The sequence below is a fragment of the Gulosibacter molinativorax genome (assembly GCF_003010915.2).
In the GTDB taxonomy this organism is placed as follows: Bacteria; Actinomycetota; Actinomycetes; order Actinomycetales; family Microbacteriaceae; genus Gulosibacter; species Gulosibacter molinativorax.
Map to the genome: position 1 here is coordinate 2,399,120 of NZ_CP028426.1, position 24,087 is coordinate 2,423,206.

At 63.8% G+C, this 24,087-nt stretch carries 21 protein-coding genes and 1 pseudogene; 5 read left to right on the top strand and 17 right to left on the bottom strand.

What is annotated here, in order from left to right:
* Positions 1-91: 91 nt before the first annotated feature.
* The 3 genes from GMOLON4_RS11035 to GMOLON4_RS11045 form a co-directional block, all read right to left on the bottom strand.
* A complete protein-coding gene (locus tag GMOLON4_RS11035; protein ID WP_026936912.1) occupies positions 92-571 on the bottom strand; it encodes a DUF2000 domain-containing protein in 480 nt (159 codons plus the stop codon).
* Between the two features lie 161 nt (positions 572-732).
* Positions 733-1,335, bottom strand: a complete 603-nt coding sequence (locus GMOLON4_RS11040) for a tRNA-specific adenosine deaminase (RefSeq protein WP_026936911.1) — start codon at positions 1,333-1,335, stop codon at positions 733-735.
* Positions 1,336-1,446: 111 nt separating this feature from the next.
* Complete coding sequence (locus tag GMOLON4_RS11045; RefSeq protein WP_026936910.1) at positions 1,447-2,697, bottom strand: ATP-binding protein; 1,251 nt, start codon at positions 2,695-2,697, stop codon at positions 1,447-1,449.
* A gap of 402 nt (positions 2,698-3,099) precedes the next feature.
* On the opposite strand from GMOLON4_RS11045, the gene GMOLON4_RS11050 reads away from it, so the two are divergent.
* Entirely contained in the window at positions 3,100-3,870 is a 771-nt protein-coding gene (locus tag GMOLON4_RS11050) for an SDR family NAD(P)-dependent oxidoreductase (RefSeq protein WP_026936909.1), read from the top strand.
* 246 nt (positions 3,871-4,116) lie between these two features.
* Here GMOLON4_RS11050 and GMOLON4_RS11055 read toward each other — a convergent pair whose 3' ends face one another.
* A complete protein-coding gene (locus GMOLON4_RS11055; protein WP_026936908.1) occupies positions 4,117-5,067 on the bottom strand; it encodes an L-lactate dehydrogenase in 951 nt (316 codons plus the stop codon).
* Positions 5,068-5,208: 141 nt separating this feature from the next.
* On the opposite strand from GMOLON4_RS11055, the gene GMOLON4_RS11060 reads away from it, so the two are divergent.
* The gene (locus GMOLON4_RS11060) at positions 5,209-6,336 is read left to right on the top strand and encodes a glycerate kinase (RefSeq protein ID WP_026936907.1); all 1,128 of its coding nucleotides are present in this window, start codon (positions 5,209-5,211) and stop codon (positions 6,334-6,336) included.
* Positions 6,337-6,991: 655 nt separating this feature from the next.
* On the opposite strand, the gene GMOLON4_RS11065 is transcribed toward GMOLON4_RS11060, so the two are convergent.
* From GMOLON4_RS11065 to GMOLON4_RS11075, 3 genes and pseudogenes are all read right to left on the bottom strand, one after another.
* Positions 6,992-7,351, bottom strand: coding sequence for a HepT-like ribonuclease domain-containing protein (locus GMOLON4_RS11065; RefSeq protein WP_026936906.1), 360 nt, complete (start codon positions 7,349-7,351; stop codon positions 6,992-6,994).
* The gene (locus tag GMOLON4_RS11070) at positions 7,341-7,622 is read right to left on the bottom strand and encodes a nucleotidyltransferase family protein (protein ID WP_245575435.1); all 282 of its coding nucleotides are present in this window, start codon (positions 7,620-7,622) and stop codon (positions 7,341-7,343) included. Before GMOLON4_RS11070 ends, GMOLON4_RS11065 begins: the two co-directional genes overlap by 11 nt.
* Before the next feature lie 242 nt (positions 7,623-7,864).
* Positions 7,865-8,653 (bottom strand): annotated as a pseudogene (locus GMOLON4_RS11075) (DMT family transporter); the annotation flags it as partial.
* 167 nt (positions 8,654-8,820) lie between these two features.
* Between GMOLON4_RS11075 and GMOLON4_RS11080 the strand changes: the two are divergent.
* Positions 8,821-10,935, top strand: a complete 2,115-nt coding sequence (locus GMOLON4_RS11080; RefSeq protein ID WP_051266799.1) for a bifunctional lysylphosphatidylglycerol flippase/synthetase MprF — start codon at positions 8,821-8,823, stop codon at positions 10,933-10,935.
* 207 nt (positions 10,936-11,142) lie between these two features.
* On the opposite strand, the gene GMOLON4_RS11085 is transcribed toward GMOLON4_RS11080, so the two are convergent.
* Genes GMOLON4_RS11085 through GMOLON4_RS11095 form a run of 3 tightly spaced genes read right to left on the bottom strand, consistent with a single transcriptional unit; the run spans position 11,143 to position 13,678 of the window.
* Complete coding sequence (locus tag GMOLON4_RS11085; protein ID WP_026936903.1) at positions 11,143-12,321, bottom strand: acetyl-CoA C-acyltransferase; 1,179 nt, start codon at positions 12,319-12,321, stop codon at positions 11,143-11,145.
* Positions 12,318-12,968, bottom strand: coding sequence for a CoA transferase subunit B (locus GMOLON4_RS11090; RefSeq protein WP_026936902.1), 651 nt, complete (start codon positions 12,966-12,968; stop codon positions 12,318-12,320). The genes GMOLON4_RS11085 and GMOLON4_RS11090 overlap by 4 nt, the downstream gene beginning before the upstream one ends.
* A gap of 2 nt (positions 12,969-12,970) precedes the next feature.
* Positions 12,971-13,678 carry a CoA transferase subunit A gene (locus tag GMOLON4_RS11095; RefSeq protein WP_026936901.1) on the bottom strand — a complete coding sequence of 236 codons (708 nt, stop codon included), beginning with the start codon at positions 13,676-13,678 and terminating at the stop codon, positions 12,971-12,973.
* 129 nt (positions 13,679-13,807) lie between these two features.
* Here GMOLON4_RS11095 and GMOLON4_RS11100 point away from each other — a divergent pair, with 129 nt between their 5' ends.
* Entirely contained in the window at positions 13,808-14,590 is a 783-nt protein-coding gene (locus GMOLON4_RS11100) for an IclR family transcriptional regulator (RefSeq protein WP_026936900.1), read from the top strand.
* 186 nt (positions 14,591-14,776) lie between these two features.
* Complete coding sequence (locus GMOLON4_RS11105; RefSeq protein ID WP_035732746.1) at positions 14,777-15,934, top strand: thiolase family protein; 1,158 nt, start codon at positions 14,777-14,779, stop codon at positions 15,932-15,934.
* A 56-nt stretch (positions 15,935-15,990) separates the two neighbouring features.
* Here the strand turns inward: GMOLON4_RS11105 and GMOLON4_RS11110 are convergent, their stop codons facing one another.
* From GMOLON4_RS11110 to GMOLON4_RS11140, 7 genes are all read right to left on the bottom strand, one after another.
* Entirely contained in the window at positions 15,991-16,395 is a 405-nt protein-coding gene (locus tag GMOLON4_RS11110; RefSeq protein WP_026936898.1) for a carboxymuconolactone decarboxylase family protein, read from the bottom strand.
* 83 nt (positions 16,396-16,478) lie between these two features.
* A complete protein-coding gene (locus GMOLON4_RS11115; protein WP_035732744.1) occupies positions 16,479-16,922 on the bottom strand; it encodes an SRPBCC family protein in 444 nt (147 codons plus the stop codon).
* Complete coding sequence (locus tag GMOLON4_RS11120; RefSeq protein ID WP_026936897.1) at positions 16,919-17,254, bottom strand: ArsR/SmtB family transcription factor; 336 nt, start codon at positions 17,252-17,254, stop codon at positions 16,919-16,921. Before GMOLON4_RS11120 ends, GMOLON4_RS11115 begins: the two co-directional genes overlap by 4 nt.
* Before the next feature lie 154 nt (positions 17,255-17,408).
* On the bottom strand, positions 17,409-17,672 hold the full coding sequence (locus tag GMOLON4_RS11125; RefSeq protein WP_026936896.1) for a ribbon-helix-helix protein, CopG family: 264 nt from the start codon (positions 17,670-17,672) through the stop codon (positions 17,409-17,411).
* A gap of 87 nt (positions 17,673-17,759) precedes the next feature.
* Positions 17,760-20,885 carry a helicase-related protein gene (locus GMOLON4_RS11130; RefSeq protein ID WP_035732742.1) on the bottom strand — a complete coding sequence of 1,042 codons (3,126 nt, stop codon included), beginning with the start codon at positions 20,883-20,885 and terminating at the stop codon, positions 17,760-17,762.
* On the bottom strand, positions 20,878-22,767 hold the full coding sequence (locus tag GMOLON4_RS11135; RefSeq protein WP_146137554.1) for a phospholipase D family protein: 1,890 nt from the start codon (positions 22,765-22,767) through the stop codon (positions 20,878-20,880). Before GMOLON4_RS11135 ends, GMOLON4_RS11130 begins: the two co-directional genes overlap by 8 nt.
* A complete protein-coding gene (locus GMOLON4_RS11140; RefSeq protein ID WP_026936893.1) occupies positions 22,760-23,977 on the bottom strand; it encodes a DUF6361 family protein in 1,218 nt (405 codons plus the stop codon). The genes GMOLON4_RS11135 and GMOLON4_RS11140 overlap by 8 nt, the downstream gene beginning before the upstream one ends.
* Between the last annotated feature and the right edge of the window lie 110 nt (positions 23,978-24,087).

Here is a 24,087-nt window from a genome sequence, read left to right on the forward strand (position 1 = left end):
AGACTCTGGGACTAACTTCGGCTCATCGAACTTTTGTTAACAGTAGCAGCGAACTCTGGGCGGCTCTCGGCCTCGACGGTGCAGTTTGTCGCTAGTCGTGCATCCGCGCACCCTTAACGATTCGGTCAACGACGTTCTTTGGCCCGCGAATGGCGATACCGACAAGGTTGAGTTCGCGCGCGGGCACTTCGGCCACAGCCGCTCGGTTCGCGGCATCGTGGCCGGTTGAGAAGAGTTCTTCGGTGTAGACGGCCATCGGGAGTTCGCGGCCGGCTGCCTTCTCGCGGGCTTTAGCGAGCAGCTCGGCGGATGCAGTCATCACCAGCACTGGCTGGCGCAGCATCGGCAGATAGTGGTTGTCGTCGGCGTCGCGGTAGGGCTGGCCGACAAGGTTTGCTTCGCTCGTCGCGATCCCGCTCATCAGGAACGCGGTGACGTTCAGCTCCTGCCAGGGCAGCACGTCATCGCGAAGGACGACGACGACTTTGGTGTCGAAGCGGACTTCGGCTGTGGCGTCCGCTGCTTCACTGGTGGCTTCGGCGTTCGGCTCGGTGATTGTGTTGAGGCTCATGCCTCTACTGTCGCGATGCGCGGCGCGGGTGTCTTGTACGTTCCTTGCATCGTGTTTCCGATAACCACCATTTGCCAGTTCGACACGGTCGGGATCGTGGGTTGACGCGAAGACTCTCGAACGTGACGCGTGCGTTGAGTGCTTGCGCGCCGGATACCTCGCTAACGCGCGTTGTAAACGGTGATCTTGCCCGCATCCAGTGCCGCGCGATACTCGCGAAAGACGGCCAGCGCATCCTCTTTCGCGAGGCCATCGAGCACGCGAATGCCGCGGCGCTCGAACTCCCCAGCCCAGTTCTCGGGCATCGGCCCCTCGTCGAACGTCGTCAGCTCCTCGACCTCGTCACCCGATCCCGCGAGCGCGAGTGTCGTGATCCCCGACCACATCGCGGCGCCGTAGCACTGCACGCACGGGCGCCAGTTCACAACGAGCTCGTGCTCGGGCATCCCCTCGGCACCGAGGTTCCAGCGCCCAAGCCGTGCCTGGGCGAGGCCGAGTGCGGTGACCTCCGCATGCCCCGATGTGATTCCGGTCGAGAGCACGACGTTCACGCCAACCGCGACGATCCGCCCGGTTTCGGCTTCCGCCACGAGTGCCGCGAATGGGCCGCCGTTGCCCTCCCGCCAGTTGCGCGCCGCGAGCCGATTCACGAGCGCGACGCGGTGCTGCCGCTCGGGCAGCGCATCCGGCACGTCGGCGAGCTCGGCCGCGACCCAGCCTGGAAGCGCGATTTGGAACGAGGATGCGTGCGGAGGGAATTGCATCCTGCTAGCTTCCCCTGCCTGGCCGCGAGGATGCTCCGCGCGGGCGGCGGCAGGAGACGAGGCTTGGCCGAGTTGTGCCAGCGCTTACGAGCCGTCTCAGGCACCGACAGTTCATTGCCCGAGCAAGCTCAGCGGCACGACGACAATTCCATCGCGACGACGGTACGCATACTCGCCGGTGGTAATGATCACCAGATCCGCAATCCTGTCGCCTAATTGACGCCGAAGCCAAAGCAAGTGACGAACGTCCTCGTCACCGACTGTGGCCGCCAGCTTTACTTCTACCGCAACGATCTGCCCTTCCTGGCCCTCAACAATTAGGTCAACCTCTCGATCGCCGTTGCGAGTTCGCAGGTGACCGACACGTGCACTTTCAGACTGAGCGGCCACTCGAATAGACAACGTGGCCAATGATTCAAAGAGTGGACCAATCAACGGCGCGCCACGGCTTGTGAGGAGTTCTCGATCGTCCAGGTTTAGGAGGCGAAGCGCCAACGCCGGATCCGCGAGCTGATGCTTGGGCGCCTGCCCAAGTCGCCCTAGCTCGTTGCCCAGTGGCTGCCACCCTGGGACCTCGTCAAGAAGCCAAATTTGAGCCAAGTGGTCCCGATAAGCGAGTGCCGTCGATTTTGCCGGTTGTTCCCCATCGCCGTCTGTCGTTGCGGACATGATTTTCGTATAACTTGCAGTCGTTGAAGATGCCGCACCATATGCAGCCATCCACCGACGCAGCGTTTCGGGCCGCCTCGAAAAAAACCCAAGTTCGGGCAAATCTCGATCAATGACCCGCTGTATATACGTATCAAGCTGAGCCGACCTTAAAGCGTCAGGCATCCGCCTAATGCCCGGGAAACCACTTGCTCCAATCTCATGTAAGTAGTCGGCGAGGACGAACGGCGTTTGGCCACCAATTTTTGGCGTCTCACCTCGGATGATTGCACCGAAGCTCACTGTGGTCTCCACGACACCGCGCTCAAACAGTGCCATCGGGCGCATACGTACTGACAAGATGCGCCCAGCACCGCTGTGTGTGCCGCGAGAATCATGCGGCGTCGCGCTGCCGGTGAGCAGGAAGCGTCCAGCGGGTGCACCGCGGTCTACATGTCGACGAACCGCATCCCACACATATGGCAATCGCTGCCACTCGTCGAGCAAAACAGTTCCCTCAGCGAACGACTGCAGCCTCGGGTCACTCTCAAGAATCTCAAGCTGCAGCGGATCGTCGAGATAGATCTCAACATCGGCACGACGTGCCGCGGTCACCGTCTTACCGACGCCTTTTGGTCCATCTATCGCGAAGGCAGGTGCGAAAGGAAGCCATTTATCAAGTTCTTGGTCAATGGCTCGACGCAGGTAATCCATAACGCAACACTACCATTCGCAGCACATATACCAGCCAATTAGCAGCTTTTCTACCAGTCGATTAGCAGATTTTCTACTGGCCCATTCGCCGAGAACTAGTACTCGGAACACTCTCATTCGATGCGCATTCGATCTGGACCCCGACCCACCCACACAGCCGGCTTTGCTACGCGCCGTTCCCCACACATTCCCTCGATGAGTGGCTTCGGCTACCTCGCGAGAATCGACGTGACCACTGGACGTCCGTCGGCGCGATCCATCGGGTGGAGCAGATATGCGATCCGCCAGAGAACCCTCCGAGCATCCGCACAGCTGCGCATTGAGAGGATTTTTAGACACAATCGTCCGAAAACTCTCGCGACGTGCGCGGGCTGCGGACAGTGTCATTAGAGAGGGAATGAAATGGGTCGTCTGACCGACAAAGTTGCCATCATCACCGGAGCCGCGAGCGGCATGGGCCTCGCGGGCGCGCAGCTCTTCGCGCGAGAGGGTGCGAAAGTTGTCATGACCGATGTGAGCGCCGACGCGCTCGAGACCGAATCAGCCGCGCTCAAGGAGACCGGCGCAGCCGTGCTGGCGCTGCCACTCAACGTCGCTGACGAGGCGGCCTGGGCAGAGGTCGTCGCGAAGACCGTGGCCGAGTTCGGTAAGGTCGACATCCTCGTGAACAACGCCGGCGTGCACAAGCCGCTCGGCGTGCTCGAGACCACCGAGAAGGACTGGGACTTCGTGATGGACATCAACGCGAAGGGTGTCTGGCTCGGCATGAAGGCGGTTATTCCGCAGATGCAGGCGGCCGGCGGCGGTTCGATCGTGAACGTGTCGTCGATCGCGGCGTTCATGGGCGGGATGCAGGCCGACGGCGGCGGCATGGCGTATTCGGCATCGAAGGGTGCTGTGCGGTCGGTGACCAAGCACGTCGCGCAGATGTTCGCGGCCGACAACATTCGCGCGAACACCATCCACCCGGGCCCGATCTATACCGGCATGGCCAAGGCCACCGGCATCACCAAGGAGCAGATGGGCGAGGTCTACGGCGCCGGCACGCCGATCCCGCCGCACGTCGGCGACCCCGAGGACATCGGCTACGGCATGCTCTACCTTGCGTCGGACGAGTCGAAGTTCGTCACGGGTGAAGAGCTCGTGATCGACGGCGGGTCGATTACGCACTAGGTCTCTAGGCCACGGCAGAGTCCGTGGCGGTGGATGCGCTGCCGAGTTGGTTGCGCATCCACCACGTGGCTGCATGGCCACTGCTTAGCTGCATCGCCACCGTTTGACCGCGAAGCCACCTCTTGGCCGCGCGCCCCGGAGAAAATTGTGCACGCCTGTGCGCGACACGCTGCGACACACCGGGGCTTCTGCTCAGGCGTGCACTTTTTCTAGACGTCCGAGCGCGTCGACCCGTCCGCGCGGCCGCTACAGCCCGAGCGAGTTCTGCGTCGCGCGGAGTGCCTCGGCGGATGCGCGGAACTGGGCTAGCTCTGCATCCGAGAACGGCGTGCTTGCAACGGGTGCAGCGCCGCTGCCCGACACGATGCATGGTACCGAGAGCGCAACGCCGCTCACGCCCTTGAAATCGGTAAGTACCGTGCTCACCGGCAGGACCGCGTGCTCGTCGTCGAGGATCGCTTCGATAATGCGCGCCGCAGCGAGGCCGATCGCGTAGTTGGTCGCGCCCTTGCCTTCGATGACCCTGTAAGCCGCATTTCGGACTTCGGCAGCGATGCGATCCAGTTCGTTAATCGTGAAGCGTTCACCGGGCTCGCCCCAGTCGGTGATTGGCGTGAGACCAATCGAGGCGTTCGACCACAGCGGAAACTCGGTGTCGCCGTGCTCGCCGATAATGTGCGCGTGCACGCTCTGTCGCGAGACACCGACGCGCTTCGCCAGCAGCCAACGCAACCGTGAGGTGTCGAGCACGGTCCCGGATGAGAACACCCGCTGCGCCGGCAGCCCCGAGATCTGCTGAGCCGCGACCGTGAGCACGTCGCAGGGGTTCGTCACCAGAATGTAGATCGCGTTCGGCGCGTGCTCCATCAGCTGTGGCATGAGGCTGCGAAGCATTTCCACGTTGGCCGCGGCGAGGTCGATGCGGGTCTGCCCCGGCTTCTGCTTTGCACCGGCCGTGATGACCACGATGTGCGCGCCCTCAATCACCGTGAGGTCGGCGCCGCCCTCGATATCGGCGGTGCCGGTGAACTGGCTGCCGTGCGCGAGATCGAGGACTTCGGCGTTGACCTTTTCTTCGTTGATGTCGTAGAGGGCGATGTGGCGGGCGGACCCGCGAATCAGTGCGGCGTAGGCGATGCTGGTGCCGACGCTTCCCGCACCGACGATGGCTAGCTTGGAGTTTTCTCTGGCGACCATGCTTGCAATCTTCGCAGAACGCGGGCGCGCGATGGCTGGTCCCACCGCATCGTCATCCCGTGGTGGCCGTGCCGTCGACAACTGTTAATCCGCTGGTCAGATGGGCCGCGCATCCACCCTGACGTGGGCTAGCTTGGCACCATGCAACGCCGCATCGTCATCGCGCCCGACTCGTTCAAGGGCACCGCGACCGCAACCGAAGTTGCCCACGCGATCGCCGCCGGGTGGCAACGCGGCAGACCGGGTGACCAGTGCATCCTGCCGCCGATGGCCGACGGCGGTGAGGGGACGATCGACGCGCTTGAGACCGCGGCCTCGGGGTCGACGCGCGTCACGACGACCGTGCACGGTCCGCTCGGCAAACCGGGCGAGGCGAGTCTGCTGCTCCTTCGCGACGACACGTGGGTCGTCGAACTCGCCGAGACGAGCGGCATCGGGCTGTTGGATGCGGTGACTCGCGAGAGTGCGCGCGCCGCCACGACCTATGGGCTGGGCGAGGCTATTCGGTTCGCGATCGATCGAGGAGCACAACGCGTGCTGGTCGCGCTCGGGAGCAGCGCATCCACCGACGGCGGCGTCGGCGCGCTCATGGCGCTCGGCGCGAGATTTCTCGATGAGTCGGATGCGCCGATTCCGCTCGGCAACGAGGGCCTGCATCGGCTCGCGCGGGTGGACCTCTCCCCCGTTGGCGCACTGCCGCCGGACGGCATCATCGCGCTCACCGACGTGACGAATCCGCTGCTCGGGCCTACCGGCGCAGCTGCGGTGTTCGGCCCGCAGAAGGGTGCCGCGCCGGAGGACATTGCGGTTCTCGAGGCCGGGCTGCGAAGGCTCGTGGACATCCTGCAGATTTCTGGCGCGAGGGCTGATTCTCCGGGCGCCGGCGCCGCGGGCGGCACCGCGTTCGGGCTGCTGGCGATCGGCGCATCCATTGAGCCCGGTGCTTTGGCTATCGCCGAGGCGATCGACCTTTCCCGCCAGCTCGCCCGAGCCGACCTCGTGATCACGGGTGAGGGTAGCTTCGACGCCCAGTCGCTCGCCGGCAAGGTGCCGTCTGCGGTGCTCGAGATCGCTGCCGTGCACGACGTGCCGGTGGCCGTGATTGCAGGGCGAGTCTCTCCGGATGCGCTGAACGGTGACACCGGGACGCACCCCGCATCCATGCTGTCGCTGAGCGAGCTGGCGGGCAGCGCCGAAGCGACGATGAGTGACCCGGTGCGCTGGCTTGAGGTTGCGGGCGAACAGGCTGCTGGGTTGTTCAATGGGTGAGCGTGGTTTACAACGTGGTCTATGTGCCGAGTCGATCTGGTTGAGGCTGTCCCATCACGTGCTCATCCCAGCCCGGCGACGTCTCGTTCGAGACGCGTTGGTGGCGCGTCGGTCTCAGCCCACGACGTTCAGCCCCTTCGCCCCGCAATTGGAGTCATGAGAGCCAGGCTGCGGACGCACTGTCGAGCCATGGTCGATCAATCCTTCTTCAAGCAGGCGCTGGATGCAGAGGACATTTGAGGTCCTCGAAATGAGTCAGTGTGTCGGAGCCACGATCGGACTTCGGACCGTTCCTTTCCGCGACGGCTTGAATATTCAGGACGGTGCGGTGCCACGGCTTAGAAATTCACCCCAGCCGGAAGTTATGGCTTGAAATTTCAAGCCGCGCATTATGCCGTGTGAAGAATTGAGCCGGAATCGGGGGTGTCGAGGTGATATCACCTTCGCACCCCCGATTCCGACTTCAAGTTTTAAGCCAGTATTTTCGTGGCTTGAACTTTCAAGCCGCGAACGTTGCCGGGCTTAGATTCTCAGGCCACGCGGCTGTACTGCTACAACGATGGATGTCGCTGTGGGGCGCTTCGACGATTCCTTTGCGAACGCAAATGAAGAAACGATTGAAATTCGCCTTCTACCGGTCGCACAACGGAAGGGGTTATTCAGGCGACCCAAACTCCGCAAGCAATCCTTCGAGAACCGGGATTAGCTCTGGCACAGCTTTCGTTGCGGCTTGCCAAACGATTCGGTCGTTCACAACCAGATACCCGTGAACCAACACATTCCTCATACCGATGATTCGATCCATGTTCGGGATGCGCATCGCGAACTCCGGGTCGGCCTTGCGCAATCGACCCAACGCGTCACCGATTAGCTCGATCTGACGTTCCGTTGCCCACGCCTTTGGACCACCGTCAAGATAGGTCTCGAGGCTAGTGTCCCCGATCGCCGTCTCCACGTTCCGCGCAAAGTCGAGTGCATCCCAGAGCAGAGCCGCAACGTTGTTGTCAGGCCGCATACAACTCCTGCGCGGTGTCGAATGCTGACTTTTTGAAGTACGGATTCCGAACGGCGCTGGCGTCGACAAGATCAACCTCTCGCCCAAAGATCCGCTCGAGCTCAAACTTCAAATCAAAATAGTCGGCCAAGGGGTCGTCACCTCCCGGTTTGAAGTCCACGAGAATATCGACGTCACTTCGTTGAGAATTGAAGCGATCACTCAAGAATGAACCGAAAACGCGGAGCCGCTCGACGTTGAATTGCTCGGAGGCACGCGCGATCGCTTCCAAGTCGATCGATGAGAGCGCAGACATACGGTGATCCTCGCAAATTCGTCTTGCAGTTCCCAGTGGCCCGCCGAATTCGCAGTCGGTTCCACTACTTTGACCCCTTGCGTCGTGTTTAGCTGTCCCGATCGCTTCGACGCTCAGCGCGCCACTCCCTACCCCCGACGCGCCCCGAGATGCGCGACGGTAATGCCAACAAACGCGATCGCGGCGCCGATGGCGAGCATCCAACTCGCGTGCCCGAACGCGAGGTCCAAGATCAGCGAGCCAAGCAGTTGCCCACCGACAAGCGCGAGCGACAACACGAATACTCCGATGGTTCGCACGACCGACGCGACCAGAAATAGGTAGATAACGCCGATCGGGCCGCCGAGGTAGAGCCACCACTCGGACGGGAATCCCGTGAACTCCACCCATCCCGCGGCCGAGCTCACGAGCGCGGCGACGGCAAGAATCACGAAGCCGACCAAAAAGTTGAGCAGCGACGGACTAATGGAGTCCCGCGCGAAAGACCGCACAGTTCCCGTGATTCCGAGCTGCAGCGCAAGCAGGAAACCCGCGACCGCCGCGAACACCATCAGACCGATCGAGCCAAGGTCCATGCCCGCATCAATGCCGATGAGCACGACTGCCAGGATGGCGAGCCCGGCACCGATCCCGCGCAGCCAGGAAATCCGCTGCTCGGGCGCTCCGAGCCAACCGAAGTGATCGACCGCGAGGGATCCCAGCAGCTGCCCCACGACCATCGAAGTCATGAGCACCGCGACCCCCAGGTACGGCACGGCGATGCCCTGCATGAGCACGAAGGATGCACCGCAAGCGCCACCGAGCAGGCCCCACCAGGGCAGCTCTCGTCGCGTCACGGCAGTGGCGATCCGCACCATGCCCTGGCGCGCATCCTTTCGAAAGAGCGTGATTACCGCGAGGATGATGAGCCCAGTGCCGAATGAGATGGCTGCGGCGTGCGGACCGCTGCCGATCGCCGCCGCGAGCGAGCCGTTGATGCGCGATTGTGTCGCGCTGCCGACGCCCATCAAGACGGTGAGGATGAGTAGGAGGCTTCGCAGCCAGGGTTTCGTTGCGGTCACATAGGGATGCTATTGGTCCGGCGCGCCAGACGCGCCCATAGAGTGCCTGTCTGGGAGAGAGTGGACCGGGATATGCCGAGCCGCACGCCGATCAAGTCCCTACTATCAGAAGCATGAGTCCGAGCGACCAAATTCCAGAGGCAGCAGAGACAACGTCAACGAAGCCCAAGTCCGCCCGGGCCCTCCGGTTCCTCCGCCGCGTCCCCTACACGGCCCTGTTTTTCATCGCCTGGCTCACCTTCGGCGCCACCACCGGCACGCTATTCGCCCCCGCGCAAGACCAGAGCTGGTACGAGAACGTTGCGATCGGCGCACCCTCGCTCAGCGACGGCCGCTGGTGGACGATCTTCACATCCGCGTTCTTCGTCGTCGAACCGTATATCTATCCGACCCTCACCCCGATGCTGCTGGTCGGAGTCGGCTGGGCCGAGTGGCGCTTCGGTACCTGGCGCACCATCCTGATCTTCTGGTGCAGTCACGTGATCGGGATGCTCGGCGCGGTCGGCGTCGTGTCGTTCACGGCCTGGGCGAGCCTACCGTTCGCTCTCGAGCATCCGGACATCCTCGACGTCGGGCCCTCGTGCGCCGCGCTTGGCTGCCTTATCTTCGCGATCGCGACGCTGCCGTCGCCGTGGCGGCTGCGGGCCCGCATTGCCGTGTTCTTATTCGTCATGGTCTCGGTGTTCTACTTCGGCACCTTCGCGGATGTCGCACACGCCATCATCGGCATCGTCGCGCTCATCGTCAGCGGCTTGCTGCCACAGTTCCGTCGTCGCGGTGGCCGCCCGACCGAGCGTGAGTGGCGTACCCTCGCGTTCGCCGGGCTCATCACCATCGGCATCATCCAGGTCATCGATCTGCTCATCCCCCACGACGGCCCGCTCGGCGAGACTCAACAACTCACGTCGACGCTCGTCGTCGTGCTCGATGTTCTCGCGATCGTCATCGTCGCCTACGGCATCCGTAACGGCTACCGTCTCGCGTGGTGGGTCACGATGATTTACGGGGTGATCAGCGTGATTACCGCCGTCGTGGCCCGTGTCTCAGTGGATGCGCTGGTCGCCTCGGGGTTCCTCGGCTCGGTTACCGACGTGTACGGGATGTTCGTGGCGCCCGGGCTGCTTTGGCTCGGGCTGGTCTTGCTGCTGTGGTTCGCGCGCGGCGCGTTCCGGGTGCGGCTACGCCAGTCGCATCGTGTACTTGGCCGCGAGGCGATTGGCCGAGATGAAGCGAACGAGCTCTTGCGCGAGCACGGTGGCGGCACGATCTCGTGGATGACCACCTGGCCCGACAACAGGCGCGCGAGGTTCGGCGACGGCTACATCGCCTACCAGGTGCACGCCGGGGTCGCGATTGGCCTCGCCGACCCGATCGTGAGTGCCGAAACGCTGCCCGAATCGCTCGAAGCGTTCGCACGGGAGTCCCAGCAGGCGGGGCTCATCCCCTGCTTCTTCTCGGCGGGCGTTCCCGCAACCGAGGCGCGACCGCAGGGCTGGCGCGCGGCCCTCGTTGCGGAGGACACCATCGTTGATCTGCCCGGCCTCGAGTTCAAGGGCAGGTCGTGGGGCGACGTGCGCACCGCGATGAACCGCGCCAAGCGGGAGGGAATCGAGTTCCGCATGACCACGCTGGCCGATGAGCCCTGGCGCGTCATCGGGCAGGTTCGCGCAATTTCGGAGCAGTGGACCGGCGACAAGGGTCTACCCGAGATGCGCTTTACGCTCGGGACGGTGGCGGAGGCTCTCGACCCGAGCGTCGAGGTCGCGCTTGCGATCGACGGCGACGGGAATCTCCACGGCGTGCTGTCGTGGCTGCCGATCTACGGCGGCGGCGACCGCATCGTCGGCTGGACGCTCGACCTCATGCGGCGACGCGACGGCGGTTTCTCGCCGGTGATTGAGTTCCTGATCGCCTCGTCACTGCAGCATTTCTCGGACGAAGGCTATGAGTTCGCGTCGCTCTCCGGCGCCCCGCTCGTCTTCCCGGAGGACGAGGAGGCGACTCCGGTCGAGGCCGTGCTCAAGCGCATCAGCGGGATGCTCGAGCCCCTCTACGGCTTCTCGTCGCTGCACCGGTTCAAGCAGAAATTCAATCCGCGCACCTCGCCGTTGTACCTCCTCTACCGCGACGAGGGCGACCTGCCGCGCATCGGGATCGCGCTCACGCGCGCCTACCTGCCGGACGCATCGCTCCGAGATCTGGTGACTGCGGCGCGACCGTCTGGATGACGGGCGGAACACCGACTCGTTTGACGTCACCAGACTTGCTTTCTGGCCCAAAGCGCAGGCGGTTCAGCTGGCGCTGGCTCAGTCTGCGCGACGGCTAACTCCTGAGCTGCAGGCGCCACCGCGAAATCCGACACGTATGGCCCATCAGGAGGTGCTATTCGACTCCTAGTGGGCCATACGTGCGTGAAATTGCGGCGTAGGGCGGTTCTAAACCGCCCGCAACACGACCGCGCTGCCCTGACCTCCGCCGCCACAAATACCGACGGCGCCGAGCGAGTCGGGTCCGAGCTCGGCGAGCTGTCGCGCCAGCGTGCCGACGATGCGCGCACCGGATGCGCCGATCGGGTGACCGAGCGCGATCGCGCCGCCGTGCGGGTTCACGATCTCCGCATCGATCCCGAGCTCGCGCTGCGAGTGAATGCCCACGGCGGCGAACGCCTCGTTGATTTCAACAACGGAGAGATCCGAAGCATCCACACCATTCAGCTTCGACAAAGCCGCGCTGATTGCCCGCGCGGGCTGGGAGTGGAGTTGCACATCCGGGCCAGCGACCAGCGCCGTCGACTCGACCCGTGCGATACCCTTCACACCGAGCCGCTCGGCAGCCTCTTCCGAGACCAGCACGAGCGCCGCGGCGCCGTCGGTGATCTGCGACGCGTTGCCCGCGGTGATCGTGCCGTCCTTCTTGAAGGCCGCACGAAGCTTCCCGAGCGACTCCACCGTGGTGTCGGCGCGGATACCGTCGTCTGCCGCGACGACCGTGTCGCCGCGGCGCGAGGTCACGGTGAACGGCTCGATCTCGCCACCGAAGAACTCCGAAGAGGCAGCCGCGTGCTGGTGCGACGCCGCGGAGAAGGCATCCTGTTCTTCGCGCGTGAGCGAGCGCTCGGCGTTGCCGTCCTCGGTCAGTTCTCCCATCGCGACCTGGTCGAAGGCGTCGGTTAACCCGTCATGTGCCACGGTGTCGATCAGCTCGCCTGAGCCGTACTTCACGCCAGCGCGCAGCGGGATCACGTGAGGCGCGAGCGACATCGACTCCTGGCCGACGGCGACCACGACGTCAGCCTCACCAGCACGAATCAGGCGCGCGGCCTGCGACACGGCCTCAGTACCCGACAGGCACACGGCGTTCAGCGTGATCGCGGGCACGTCAAAGGAAATACCAGCGCCAACAGACGACTGCCGTGCCGGGTTCTGCCCCGCGCCGCCCTGCAGCACCTGGCCGGCGACAACCGCGTCCACGTCGGAGGCCGCCACACCCGCGCGCGACAGCGCGGCGCGAATCGCGTGCGCGCCGAGCACGGTCGCGGGCTGCGAAGCGAGCTGCCCGTTGAACTTGGTGAACGGGGTGCGGGCATAACCCGCAATCAGTACGTTGGTGGTCATGCTGTTACGCCCTCCGAAAGGTCTACGGTAAAGGATGAGCCGGTCGAGGCGCGGATTTCGTCAATGTCGTGTCCGGGCGCGATGCGCCGAAGCACGAGCGCTCCGTCGACAACGTCGAACACGGCACGATCGGTGATGATGCGGTCCACGACGCCGACTCCCGTCAAGGGTAGGTCACATTCCTCGACGATCTTCGGGGTGCCGTCCTTGGCGACGTGGTCGGTAATCACGATGACCCGAGGCGTCCCCGCGACGAGATCCATCGCCCCGCCCATCCCCTTCACGAGCTTGCCGGGGATCGTCCAGTTCGCGAGGTCACCCGCGCCAGAAACTTGCAACGCACCCAAGATGGCCGTCTGCACGTGGCCGCCGCGGATCATCCCGAACGACGTCGCCGAGTCGAAGATGCTCGCGCCCGGCACGAGCGTGACGGTCTGCTTCCCGGCGTTGATGAGGTCCGCATCCTCTTCGCCCTCGTAGGGGAACGGGCCCATGCCCAGGATGCCGTTCTCGCTCTGGAGCTTCACACTCACGCCCTCGGGGAGGTGGTTCGCAACCAGGGTCGGGATGCCGATGCCGAGGTTGACGTATTGGCCGTCTTCGAGCTCGGAGGCCGCGATTGCCGCCATATCGTCACGATTCCACATGGTTATGCCCCTACCTTCTCGCGCACAGTTACCTGTTCGATGTCCTTCAGTGGGTCCTCGACCCGCACGATCCGCTGCACGAACACACCCGGAGTATCGATGCGCTCGGGGTCGAGGTAGTCGTCGCTGAGGTGCTCGACCTCGGCGATCGTGAGGCGGCCCGACGTCGCGACGAGCGGGTTGAAGTTCTTCGCCGTCAGGCGGTAGCGGAGGTTGCCCTCGAGGTCGCCGGTATGCGCCCGAACCAGCGCGAGGTCGGCCACGATGCCGCGCTCAAGAATGACACGCTTGCCGTCGAATTCCGCCTCAGGCTTCCCCTCGGCGATCGGGGTGCCGACGCCGGTCGGGGTGTAAAAAGCGGGGATGCCCGCCCCACCTGCGCGCAGTCGCTCGGCGAGGGTGCCCTGCGGCACGAACTCGACGTCGAGTTCACCGCTCAGGTACTGCTCGGCGAAGAGTTTGTTCTCGCCAACATACGATGCCAGCACCTTGCTGACCTGCTTGTTCTCGAGCAGCAGCCCGAGACCCTTGCCGTCAACGCCCATGTTGTTCGAGACGATCGTGAGGTCGGTGGCGCCGCTGTCTCGCAGCGCCACAATTAGATTGTGCGGAATACCGCAGAGCCCGAAGCCGCCCACGGCGATCGTCATGCCATCGCGGACCGTTTCCGCGAGCGCCGCCGCCGCGCTTTCCCAAGTTTTCGAAGCCATCGTCGCCTCCATGTCCATAGTGTGGCCAGCTGCCACACAACTATGAGCCTATGACTCAGGCCGAACACGGGCAATGCGAGCCTGAAGAGTGCTCACGTCATGAGATTCAGGCGTGATAGCGTCCACATTATGAACAGCAATGAGGTAGGCACCGCAGGCGCGAATGTCGTCGGCAAAGTCGCCGCGATCCTGCGCCACGTCAGCACCCAAATGCCGCAGGGCACCGGTACGAGCGAGATCGCCCGCGCCACCGCGCTGCCGCGCCCCACAGTCCATCGCCTCTTGAGCTCGCTCGAGGAGCACGGGTTCATCGACCGGGATCGAAAGTCGGGCCACTGGCTGCTCGGCCCAGAGCTGTACATCATGGGCGCGGTCGCTGCCGAGCGCTACGACATTTCCACCTACGCGGCGGATGCGCTGGCCGAGCTCGCGGAGGCAACCGGCGAGAGCGCGTTCCTGTCGGCCCGGCGCGGCGACGAGACCATCTGCCTGATGCGGCAGGACGGCAGCTTCCCGATCCGCTCGTTCGTACTCTACGAGGGGCGGCGCTTCCCGCTCGGCGTCGCCTCCGCGGGCATCGCCATCCTGTCGTTCCTCGAGGATGACTCGATCGAGCGTTATCTCGCCCGCACGAACCTCGCCGAGGAGTACGGGCCGCAGCACTCCCCCGAGAACGTACGGGAGCGCATCCGCGAGACCCGCAGGCTTGGGTACGCGGTCAACCCGGCGCTCATCGTCGAGGGCAGTTGGGGTATGGGCACAGCGGTGTTCGATCCCGCGGGGCAGCCCGCGTGGGCGCTGAGCCTCACCGGGGTCGAGCACCGGTTTTCGGCGGAGCGGCGGCCCCAGCTCGGGAAGCTGCTGCTCGAGCATGCGCATCGACTGACGCAGCGGATTGCGAACGGTTCGTAGCCGTCGGTGAGACGGCGGAACGACGCAAGGCACCGCCAACCCCGACACGAATGGCGTACCACAAGGAAACTATTGCCGCGTAGTGCCCTATCCGTGCCTCATATTGCACGCCGCTCATCGCAACCACCTCAGACAGACCTGCAACGATGATTCACAACGTGCATTGAGTCGAGGAGGACTTGAATAATGAGCACCAGGGATGCGGTCATCGTCACCGCGAAGCGAACCCCCGTCGGCGTCGGCAAGCCGGGCAAGGGTATCCTCTCGGGCATCCACTCCGTTGACCTGTCGACCGTCCCAATCAGGGCAATTCTCGACGAGAGCGGCATCGACCCCGCTCTGATCGACGACGTGATTTGGGGCTGCGTCTCCCAGGTCGGCGAACAGTCGTGCAACATCGGCCGCAACGCGGCACTCGCCTCCGGGCTCCCCGAGTCGGTGCCAGGAACCACGATCGATCGACAGTGCGGGTCCTCGCAGCAGGCGATTCACTTCGCGGCCGCGGCTCTGGTTTCGGGCCAGGCGGATGTTGTGGTCGCGGGCGGTGTCGAGGTCATGTCTCGAACGCCAATGTTTTCAAACATCGAGGGCGGCGACGGTCCCTTCGGCCCGCTCATGAAAGCGCGCTACCCGAACCTCGTGCCACAGGGCGTCAGCGCCGAGATGATTGCCGCCAAGTGGGGACTCAACCGCACGGAGCTCGACTCGCTTGCCGTTGAGTCGCACGCGCGGGCCGCCCAGGCGGAAGACGACGGTCTCTTCGCGCGCGAGATCGTGGGCGTCGAAACCCGTGACGGGCTCGCGACCACGGACCAGGGGATTCGTCGCGGCACGAACTTGGCGAAGCTCGCGACGCTGCCCACGCCGTTCAAGGAAGATGGGGTTGTCAGCGCGGGCAATGCATCCCAGATCTCAGATGGCTCAGCGGCGCTGCTCATGATGACGAGCGAACGAGCGCTGAGCCTCGGTATCACTCCTATTGCCCGGGTACACAGCACCGCGGTCATCGGCGACGACCCAATTCTGATGCTCACGGCGCCGATTCCGGCGACACGCGGGGTGCTGCAGCGGTCGGGTCTGGACATGGAAGACATCGGGGTGTTCGAGGTGAACGAGGCGTTCGCGTCCGTGGTCGGCGCCTGGCTCAAGGAGACGGGCGCGAACCCCGATCTCGTGAACCCCCGAGGCGGCGCGATGTCGTTGGGACACCCGCTCGGCGCATCCGGAGCACGAATCGCGACGACGCTGCTGCATCACATGCAAGACAACGGGATCAAGTACGGTCTGCAGACGATGTGCGAGGGTGGCGGCATGGCCAATGCCACGATCTTCGAGTTGTTGTGAGTTGAGGTACGGCAACGCGCGGGCACCCTGAGGTGCCCGCGCGTTGCCGACGCTGGCTATTCGCCCTTGCCTGTGTGAACTTCAACCTGCGGCTCGAGCCGCTCGGCGTCGACAACCTCGGCCCACGCCTCGACGCCGTACTGGAAGGCGACGACGCCTGCCTCCGGCAGCGCAATCTCAATTGCCTCGAGAATTTCCTGCGGGGTGAGGCCGAGATCGAGGCCCACCTGAATGTGGCTCTTGAGCTGCGGCTTCGGCGCGCGCATCACGGTCAGGCTCAGGATGAACAACAGTTCTTTGACCTTCGGGTCGAGCAAGCGCTTGTTGAGGTACGCGGCCTTGACGACGTCGTTCGCGGCCTGCAGCACCGGGAAGTCAGCCGCCGCCATGATCTTGTGATAATCGAGCACGTACCCGCGGCTCGCGGCCATCTGGTCGACGTATTCCTGCGCTGAGGTCATGAGAGCTCCTTTTTGTCTGAGGCTAGGGCTCCCACGCTAGGCGACGCCGTTGAGATTCGGCGCCGCCCACCGCCCTTGATTGACTACTTCGCCGCAACCCTTGTGACATGCGCCGCAAAATTCTGCAGCGCCTCATCCCAGCCGTCGTAGACGAAACCGTCACCTGGCTTACCTTCGATCCCGACGAGATGGAACGTCAGCTGGGTTCCGTCGTCCACTTCGACCAGCGACACGGTGACAACTGGCGCATCCGCATCCCCCGGGGTTCCCCACGTGAACTTGAGCCGCTCGGGACGCTCGACCTCGAGGAAAACACCCCCGGTCGGGAACTGCTCCCCCGTCTCCTCGTTGATCATCGTGTAGCGATACTCGCCGCCGACTCGCACGTCGAACGAGATGCTCTCGGTCGTCACGCCGAACGGATGCAGCCAGTGTTGTAGGTGCTCATGTTCAGTCCAAGCGCGCCAGACGAGGTCTCGCGAGGCGTTCACAGTTCGGGTGATCGTGAATTCTGGTGTGGCATTCATTGGTATTCCTCCTCATTGATGGTGTCCAAGTGGGCCTCAAGTCGGTCGAGTCGCTGATCCCAATCCCGCCGATGGTGGTCGACCCACTCGGCAACCGCATCGAGCGGTTCTGGACGCAGGGTGAGCGTTCGCCACTGAGCAGTGGTCGTTCGCTCGACGAGCCCGACCCGCTCGAGCACCTTGAGGTGCTGCGAGATCGCCGGTGCGCTGATCGCAAACATCTCCGCGACCTGGCCGACCGTCGCCGCGCCCTCGCTGAGCCTGCTCAGAATTGCGCGCCGCGTCGGATCCGCCAGGGCGGCGAACACTTGACTCAGCGAGTCTTGCGCCATTGCTTAACTCGATTCTTAATTAAGACCTCACTTAACTGTGCATCCAACTTCGGCAAGCGTCAAGCGATCACACGTAACGCTCAGCATCCGGAGATCGCGGCGTTTCGCTGTTGATCGGGCGGGATGCCGTGCTTCCGTGCCGAGTCATGGACGTTCACGCGGCAAGCAGCTTCAACGCCTCGCGAATGATCTCAGAGCGCGTCTTTCCCTCGCGTTCAGCCCTCTCATCGAGCGCCGAGATCTCATCAGGAGTAAGGCGTAGTGCGACGACCTGAGATGGTTCCGCACCACGGCCCGGACGCCCCCGACCACGCTTCTTGAGCGCTTCGATGTCATAGCCTGCCTCGGCCTCTGCAACCCATTCCGCGATTTGTTCTTCACTCACGGGTTTGCCACCGATCGTTTCTCCTGTGCTCATGCCATTAACGTAAAACGAAAACCCCGCCATGTGAATCCTTGTTGGAACTCACACTGCCAACTAACAGTTCCTGTATCCGCCCACCGATCAATCAGGCCGCAGATCGATCGACGCGACATCGGCCCCATCCACCCCGCGTTTCGCGAGCATCTCGACCATGTCACCCTGCCGCGGTTGACCGAGCGTGAGCCGATACCGCGTGAGATCGTCTCGGAGTCGCTCGTACTTCGCGGCGTCGGAGCTAAACGGGTACGTCACGAGCACCCGATTTACCCGCGAAGAGCCAGGGTAAATCCACCACGGCGAAAACTCACCATGCCCGTTGTCTACTCGCTCGGCTTCCGCAAATGCATCCCGCCAGGGATGCCGTGAGCCAGCATCGAGCACGGCGTCGCCATGCGCTTCGGCGATGTTTTTGCGGATGGCGTGGCCCGCGAAGCGATTGACGCGGCCCTCGCGCTGCTCGAAGTCGACTGGACTCGAGGGCAGATCCCAGTGCACGACCTCGTGACTCCACCAATGGAAGTCGATCCCCTCTTGCCCCGCGCTCGTCGACGCGAGCACGAACGGCGCGAACGGGCTATTAAAGGAGTGGCGGACAGACGACATACGTTGGCCAACCGATTCGCTAGATTGCTTCCCAGCGGTGCCGCCGTATCGAACGGCGAAGCGCGCCGTCATCGAGATCCGCTCACGCTCGAGCGTGTTGTCGTGAGCTACGTAAGTCGCGGGGAGCATGCCGATTGCCGCCGCGATGCGCTCGGCAACTTCCATTACCCCTTTACTGTCAAGTAGCTGCTCGGTACCCCCACCCGACTCGAGTTGCAGCTGGAACGCATACTCGTCGAGGACAGCCTGGAGGTTGCCGTCGGCGCAGTATTCGAGCACGAGCTGCCAGTAATCGCGGTGATCGCCGGGATAGAGCGCCACGATGCGGGCGGAACTATCCGCGCGATGAAACATGCTGCGCAGCGCCGTGCTCACGACACGCGCCGCATGCCACAGCTCTGCGTCGGTCACTGCTTGCGCGCTCACTGACCGCAATGCCCGCCACGCGATGTTGCCCGGGGCAAAGGCTGCAAGTCGCGCCAGGTCTGGATGCGCGGGAACTGCACCTGCGTGCTCCCTCGCGATCCGCTGCGCCTCGGCCACGTGAGCCTCGAGCGCCGTCCGCTGCGCGCGTGCCCGTTCCTGCCGTTCCTGCTCGCTTGCGACACCGCTTAGGTCTTCTTCGACCGTCACGCTCCCGATACGTCCCGCATCCACACCTTCCGGGAACGCCCCTGGATACGCAAAGTATGCGGTCGGCGCGTCTTCGAGTTCCGTTCCGGTGCGAAGCCGCGCCCCCACCGCATCCACCAATTGATCGCGCTCGAGCGCAGCTCCAGAGCCAGCTCTCAGCACGAGCTGATCGCCAGCCTTGGCAAGCTCAGGATGCGGCCAAAACAGTTGCAGGGTGGACATATCTTCGAGGCGCCCATCACGTTCTGTGTAGGAAAGTCGCCGCGAACGGGGCCGCGCCATCATTTCCTCAGCAGCGGTCAGGCCATCAAACGTCAGCCGGTCGGCCTCGTGACTCAGCAACGATGCAACCGAGGTCGGCGTTGCGGTCCAGGCCGAAAACAGCACTGTCTTGGTGAGCCCCACATCCACCGTCGAGTACACCCGACCCGGCTTCAAGTAGGGCATCGAGGGCGGCAACCACAGCAGCTTCCACATGCCCTCGCCAATGGTGCGATCCGCGAGCGCCCGGAGCTTGCCGTTTCCGAAGTCGATCGGCTCGTACGCCTTGATCCCTGCCGCATCCAACGATTGCGTCGCACCCAGCGCGCGCTCAAGTTCTTCCGGACGCGACTCCTGCGCTTCTTTCAGTTTGGCACCGATCCGATAGTTCTCCATAAAGTTCACGAAGTACGGGATGGATTTCCAATACTCGATGCTCAGCGGCGAACGGAGGATCTCCGCGAGTTCGCGCAGATGCACTGCCCCGACGAGGTCGCCCGAGCTCGGCACTGGAACGTCCGGGCGGATAACCCGCACGAGATCATCCTTCTCGCTCAGCCGCGGCCGCTCGCTGCGCGACATCACCGGCAGCAAGATCTCTCGCACCCGTGAAGCCTCCGCAGCTCCGCGTTCGCCTCGACTCAGCGCATGACGATACGACTCGAGCGCACGCTGAAGCCCCTCGCCGACCTCCGCGCGGCCACCCGACAAGAAGTTGACCGTCGCAAGAAAGTCGCGGTAGTGGTCGTCCTCATCGTTGCCATTGGTGAACGGCTTATACGGCGTCGCCGAGAGCAGGAGCACCTTCGCGTTCCCGTATTCGAATAGCGAGTGGGCGAGTTCCGCCGCATCGCCCGACTCGGCATTGAGTAGATGGCGAAAGCGTTGGAACTCATCCAGGATCACGAGGTCCGGTTCGAGCGTCTCGACGCCCGCGTGCGCCAGCGCCTGCCGCATGCGAGCGATCAGATCCTGTGCCTGATGCCAGGCAGTACCTTCGAGCGTCGCGCCTGGCTCGAGGTGCGCATCCCGGAGCGAGAGAAAACGCTCTGCGGTGCCATCCGCGCGAATCAGATCCGCGAATTTCCCCGCAATCACGGGGTCGAGTCCGTCAACGACCGAGCGGCGCATCCCCTCGACATGCACCGAGCCGAACCGATCGACCGAGCTGACCTGGCCCTGCAACAGGATGCGCGTGGCACGCCGCTGCGATTCGTCACGGTTAAAGAGGCCATCGAGTAACAGCGTGATGAGCGCGCGTTCGGGCGCTGCACCCGCGCGATGACCGCCTTCACTGAAGGAAGTACCCGGCGTGAATGAAATGAGATTGACCTTCTTGCCCGGGCCCTTGGAAGGCTCGGAGAGTCTTTGCGATTCCTTCGCGAGCATCGTGAGGCGGGATGCGAACCCCAGGTGGTCATCTCCGGTCACGTTGAGCCGACGCAAGTTTTGGGTCGCGAGGTCGGCGTTGCTGCAGACGTACACGATGTCGATGCGATCGACACTATCGTCGCTCTCGAGGTGGTCGATCGCGCGCGCGATGAGGCCTTTCGCGACGATGCTCTTGCCGAGCCCGGTCTCATCCGCGACGAGAAAGCGACCGGAGCCTCCGGCCGTGCCATAGAACTGCTCGAACACGTGGTCGACGGTGGCGCGCTGGAAGCCCTTGAGTGATCGCATCACCGCATTGACATCGACGCTGCTAGTCATCAGTCTCACGTCCCCGCAACTTGAGATGGGCCGCCCACACCGCGTCCCATAGAGGTTCGAAGCCCTCGGGTAGGACAGATTGCTCGGACGTTGGTGGTTCAGACGTCACCGTTTCGTCCGGCGATTGCGCGTCGCCGGAACAAACCACGTCCCGCTCCCGCCGGAGGAACTCGATGATTCGTTGTGCCTCTTCGATCCCGCTGGATCCGCGGCCGAGCGCGCGCACAAGCGCCTCGAACAGCCCCGAAGTTGCTTGGCCATCGCTCGCGAATGCGCCCCACATCCCGCCGCCCGTCTTCGTGGCCTCGAAGCGCATCCCGGAAAGTTCGAGCAGCAGCGTGAGCAGCCGCACGAACGCTTGCGGGTCTGCGAGATGCCGCGCGATGACCGCTTCTTTGCGTTCCTCGACGTCGTCAAGCAGGCGCATCGGGATGATCGTTGACTTCGTGAGGCCGGTCGCTGGATGCGTGCCCACGGCCACGAGAAACGCGGTCAGGTCCGTGAGGTCAAGCCGTTCAAAGCGAGCGGCGTGGGCCTCGGACGTGCCGAGTTCGGCGACGTCGGTGCCTTTGACCGTGAGGAGATGCCAGCGTATCCCGATGCCGCGAGATGCGGTGGCCTCAAGAACGTTCGTCAGCCTCGATCCGGCCCACACGAGCTGCGTGAACGGCTCGCCCTCGACGATTCGGCTCGTCACAGGCACAATCGCGAGGTCGCGCAACACTGAGTCCAGCTCGTGCTGAGCCTGCTCCCGCTCGTCTTCGACCTCCCCACCTGTCGGTTCAAACTCGGCCTTCAGCTCGCCGAGCGCCTCGAGCGTCGCGTCTACTCCGTAGATATCGCGACGACCCTCGAACTCGACCATGAACTCGACATTCGTGCCCCAGCCCGCGCCAGTCGCGTTTGCCGACCCGAGGAGCATCCGCGCACGATGATTAGCGTTAACGATCACCGCCTTCGCGTGCAGTCCCGTAAGTAGGTTTTCTGCCTTCGCGTCCTCTTCGTCGACCAGATTTGCGGCCTCATCAAGCAGATACGTGTGGAGTTTCGGGTCGAACGCCTCGGGATTCAGGAGCTGCAAGCTGCGTTCCCTCGACAGCAAGTGCGTCTCGCCGCTGATGCCCGTACGCAGCCGCTCTAATCCGTCATCGCTGAGAAACGGCGAGATGATGAGGGCTTTCGTGCCGCGAATTTGCGGTATCGAGGCGTCACCCAGCCCGAATGTATGGAACGCGAGATCGTGTGTGTCGTCTGGCCGTTCCCACTCGACTTCTCCGAACCGTTCGGCAAAGTCGTGGATGCGCTGGACGCGGTGCTCCGGCATCCGGTTCACGCAGAAGTCTGGCAGCGCGCGGATGAGCCGCTGGATGGGTTCATTGCGCGCCCTGGCCGCAGCACGCCGCTCAAGAGCGCTCTCGTCCGATGGTTCGCCCGCGGCCGCCGCCGGCTTCCCGTCGAGTCGCACGACGATGTCCCAGCTCTTGTCCGCAGTGAGGTTCCTACTCGACGACACGAGCCGGAAGCTACGCTCCGCATCCCGCGCGAACTCAAGCAGCCACACCTTGGGATGGAAAATCCCGCGGTGCAGGGCGACCGGGTGGATCCCGCCCTCAAGGTAGGTAACGAGATCAGTCTCGCGGCCCAGCGAAATGACTCCTGCTTGCGCAAACACATCGATGGAATCGGCGGCCTGACGGATCGCAGTGAAGATTGAAACCGGATCGTTGTGGTCGCCAAGCCTTCGCGAGCTGAATGAGAGTGGCACCGCGAGCGCTGACACGAGGTCGAGCGTGAAAGTCGTCCCGACCGCCTGCACAAGCCGGAATCCTGGGGGTGGTTGGAGCTGCTCGGTAAAGGCTGCGCGATTCTGTGGCTCAAGCATCCGGTGTCCCGATGGGCCGCTCGAGACCGTCGTGAATGTCACGTAGCAGTACCTGCACTGTCCCCCACCGGAACGCCAGCCGCCCCGCCTGGGATGCGCCGCCCCAGTCCCGAAGCCGCTTCACGCTGGCATCGATGCGGTAGAGGGAGGGCTTATTCGTGTGCTCGCGGATTCGGATGAGCCGCCTCGCGCCGGTACTGTTTGCAAGGCTCGCTGGCGGCTCATTGCGGGTGTACTGCAGCCACTCCCGGATGAACGTGGCCGTCCCTGCCCGCACCGGAGTTCCTCGAAGATTCGCAAGCCTCGCGAAGAAGTCGTCGAGATCCCAACCGAATCGGTCGACCTCGTTTTCGACGTTCTCGGCCCATGCATCCAGCTCGGCGCGGTACTGCTCGACCCTGCCCTCGTGCTGTTCGAGGTCGAGCGCGTCACACGTCTCGGCGATCTGCAGATTGTAGAGCAGCTGCGCGCCGTGGATGACCGCCGAAAAGGTTTGCGCATGGTCGAGCCAAACCCGGGCTTCACCGGTGGCGGAAGCCGCGGCCGGATCGTCCCACGGGAAGCCGCTGTCCTCGGTCGGTCGGTTGTCGAGCAGATGAGCGTAGAGCGCATCCGGGGCCGCGCTCACTATCCGGTCGCGCAACCACGACGCCTCTGCGTGCGTGAGTGCGAATCCCTCCGGCACGTCGGTTGGAAAACCGCTCGGTGGCGCCGGCATCTCGGGAGACCACACGGGGGTCGGTTCGGCCTCGCCCTCGACTTCGGTGCGGAGGCGGATGCTGCGCGGCAGGTTGGCCGCGTCGGCCCGGCTCTGGGTTTCGTCGAGACGGATGCCGTAGAGGCCGAGCGCATTCCAGTACACCGAAGACGGCAGCGCTCTCACTCCGGCTCCTGCTCGGCCACCGATGAGCCCGTCCTGGTCTTCGCTCTTGCGCAGGGTGTCGATGAACCGGCGTTCGAGCCGCTCGGCCTCCGCACTTGCTTCCCGCTCCCGCTCGACATACTGATAAATCCACGGCACGAACAGCAGGTACCTCGCCCGCGTGTGCAGCGTCGATGAACCCGGGAATAGCGCATCGCCGAGCGAATCCCGAACCTGGCCGATGCCGAGCTCGTCGCGGCTGTCCCGATCCGTAAACAGACTGATGATGTCGCGCATCCGCTGCTGCTCGTCAGCGGATGCGTCTAACCAGGCAATCGTGGAGGGCATGCAACTTATTCTTACCGGCACGACCCCTCGGTTCAATTTCGGCCGAGCGCCAGAGTATTCACGAGAATTGCCTAGGACGCCCGGTACCCGTTTGCCGAACCCGTTTTCCT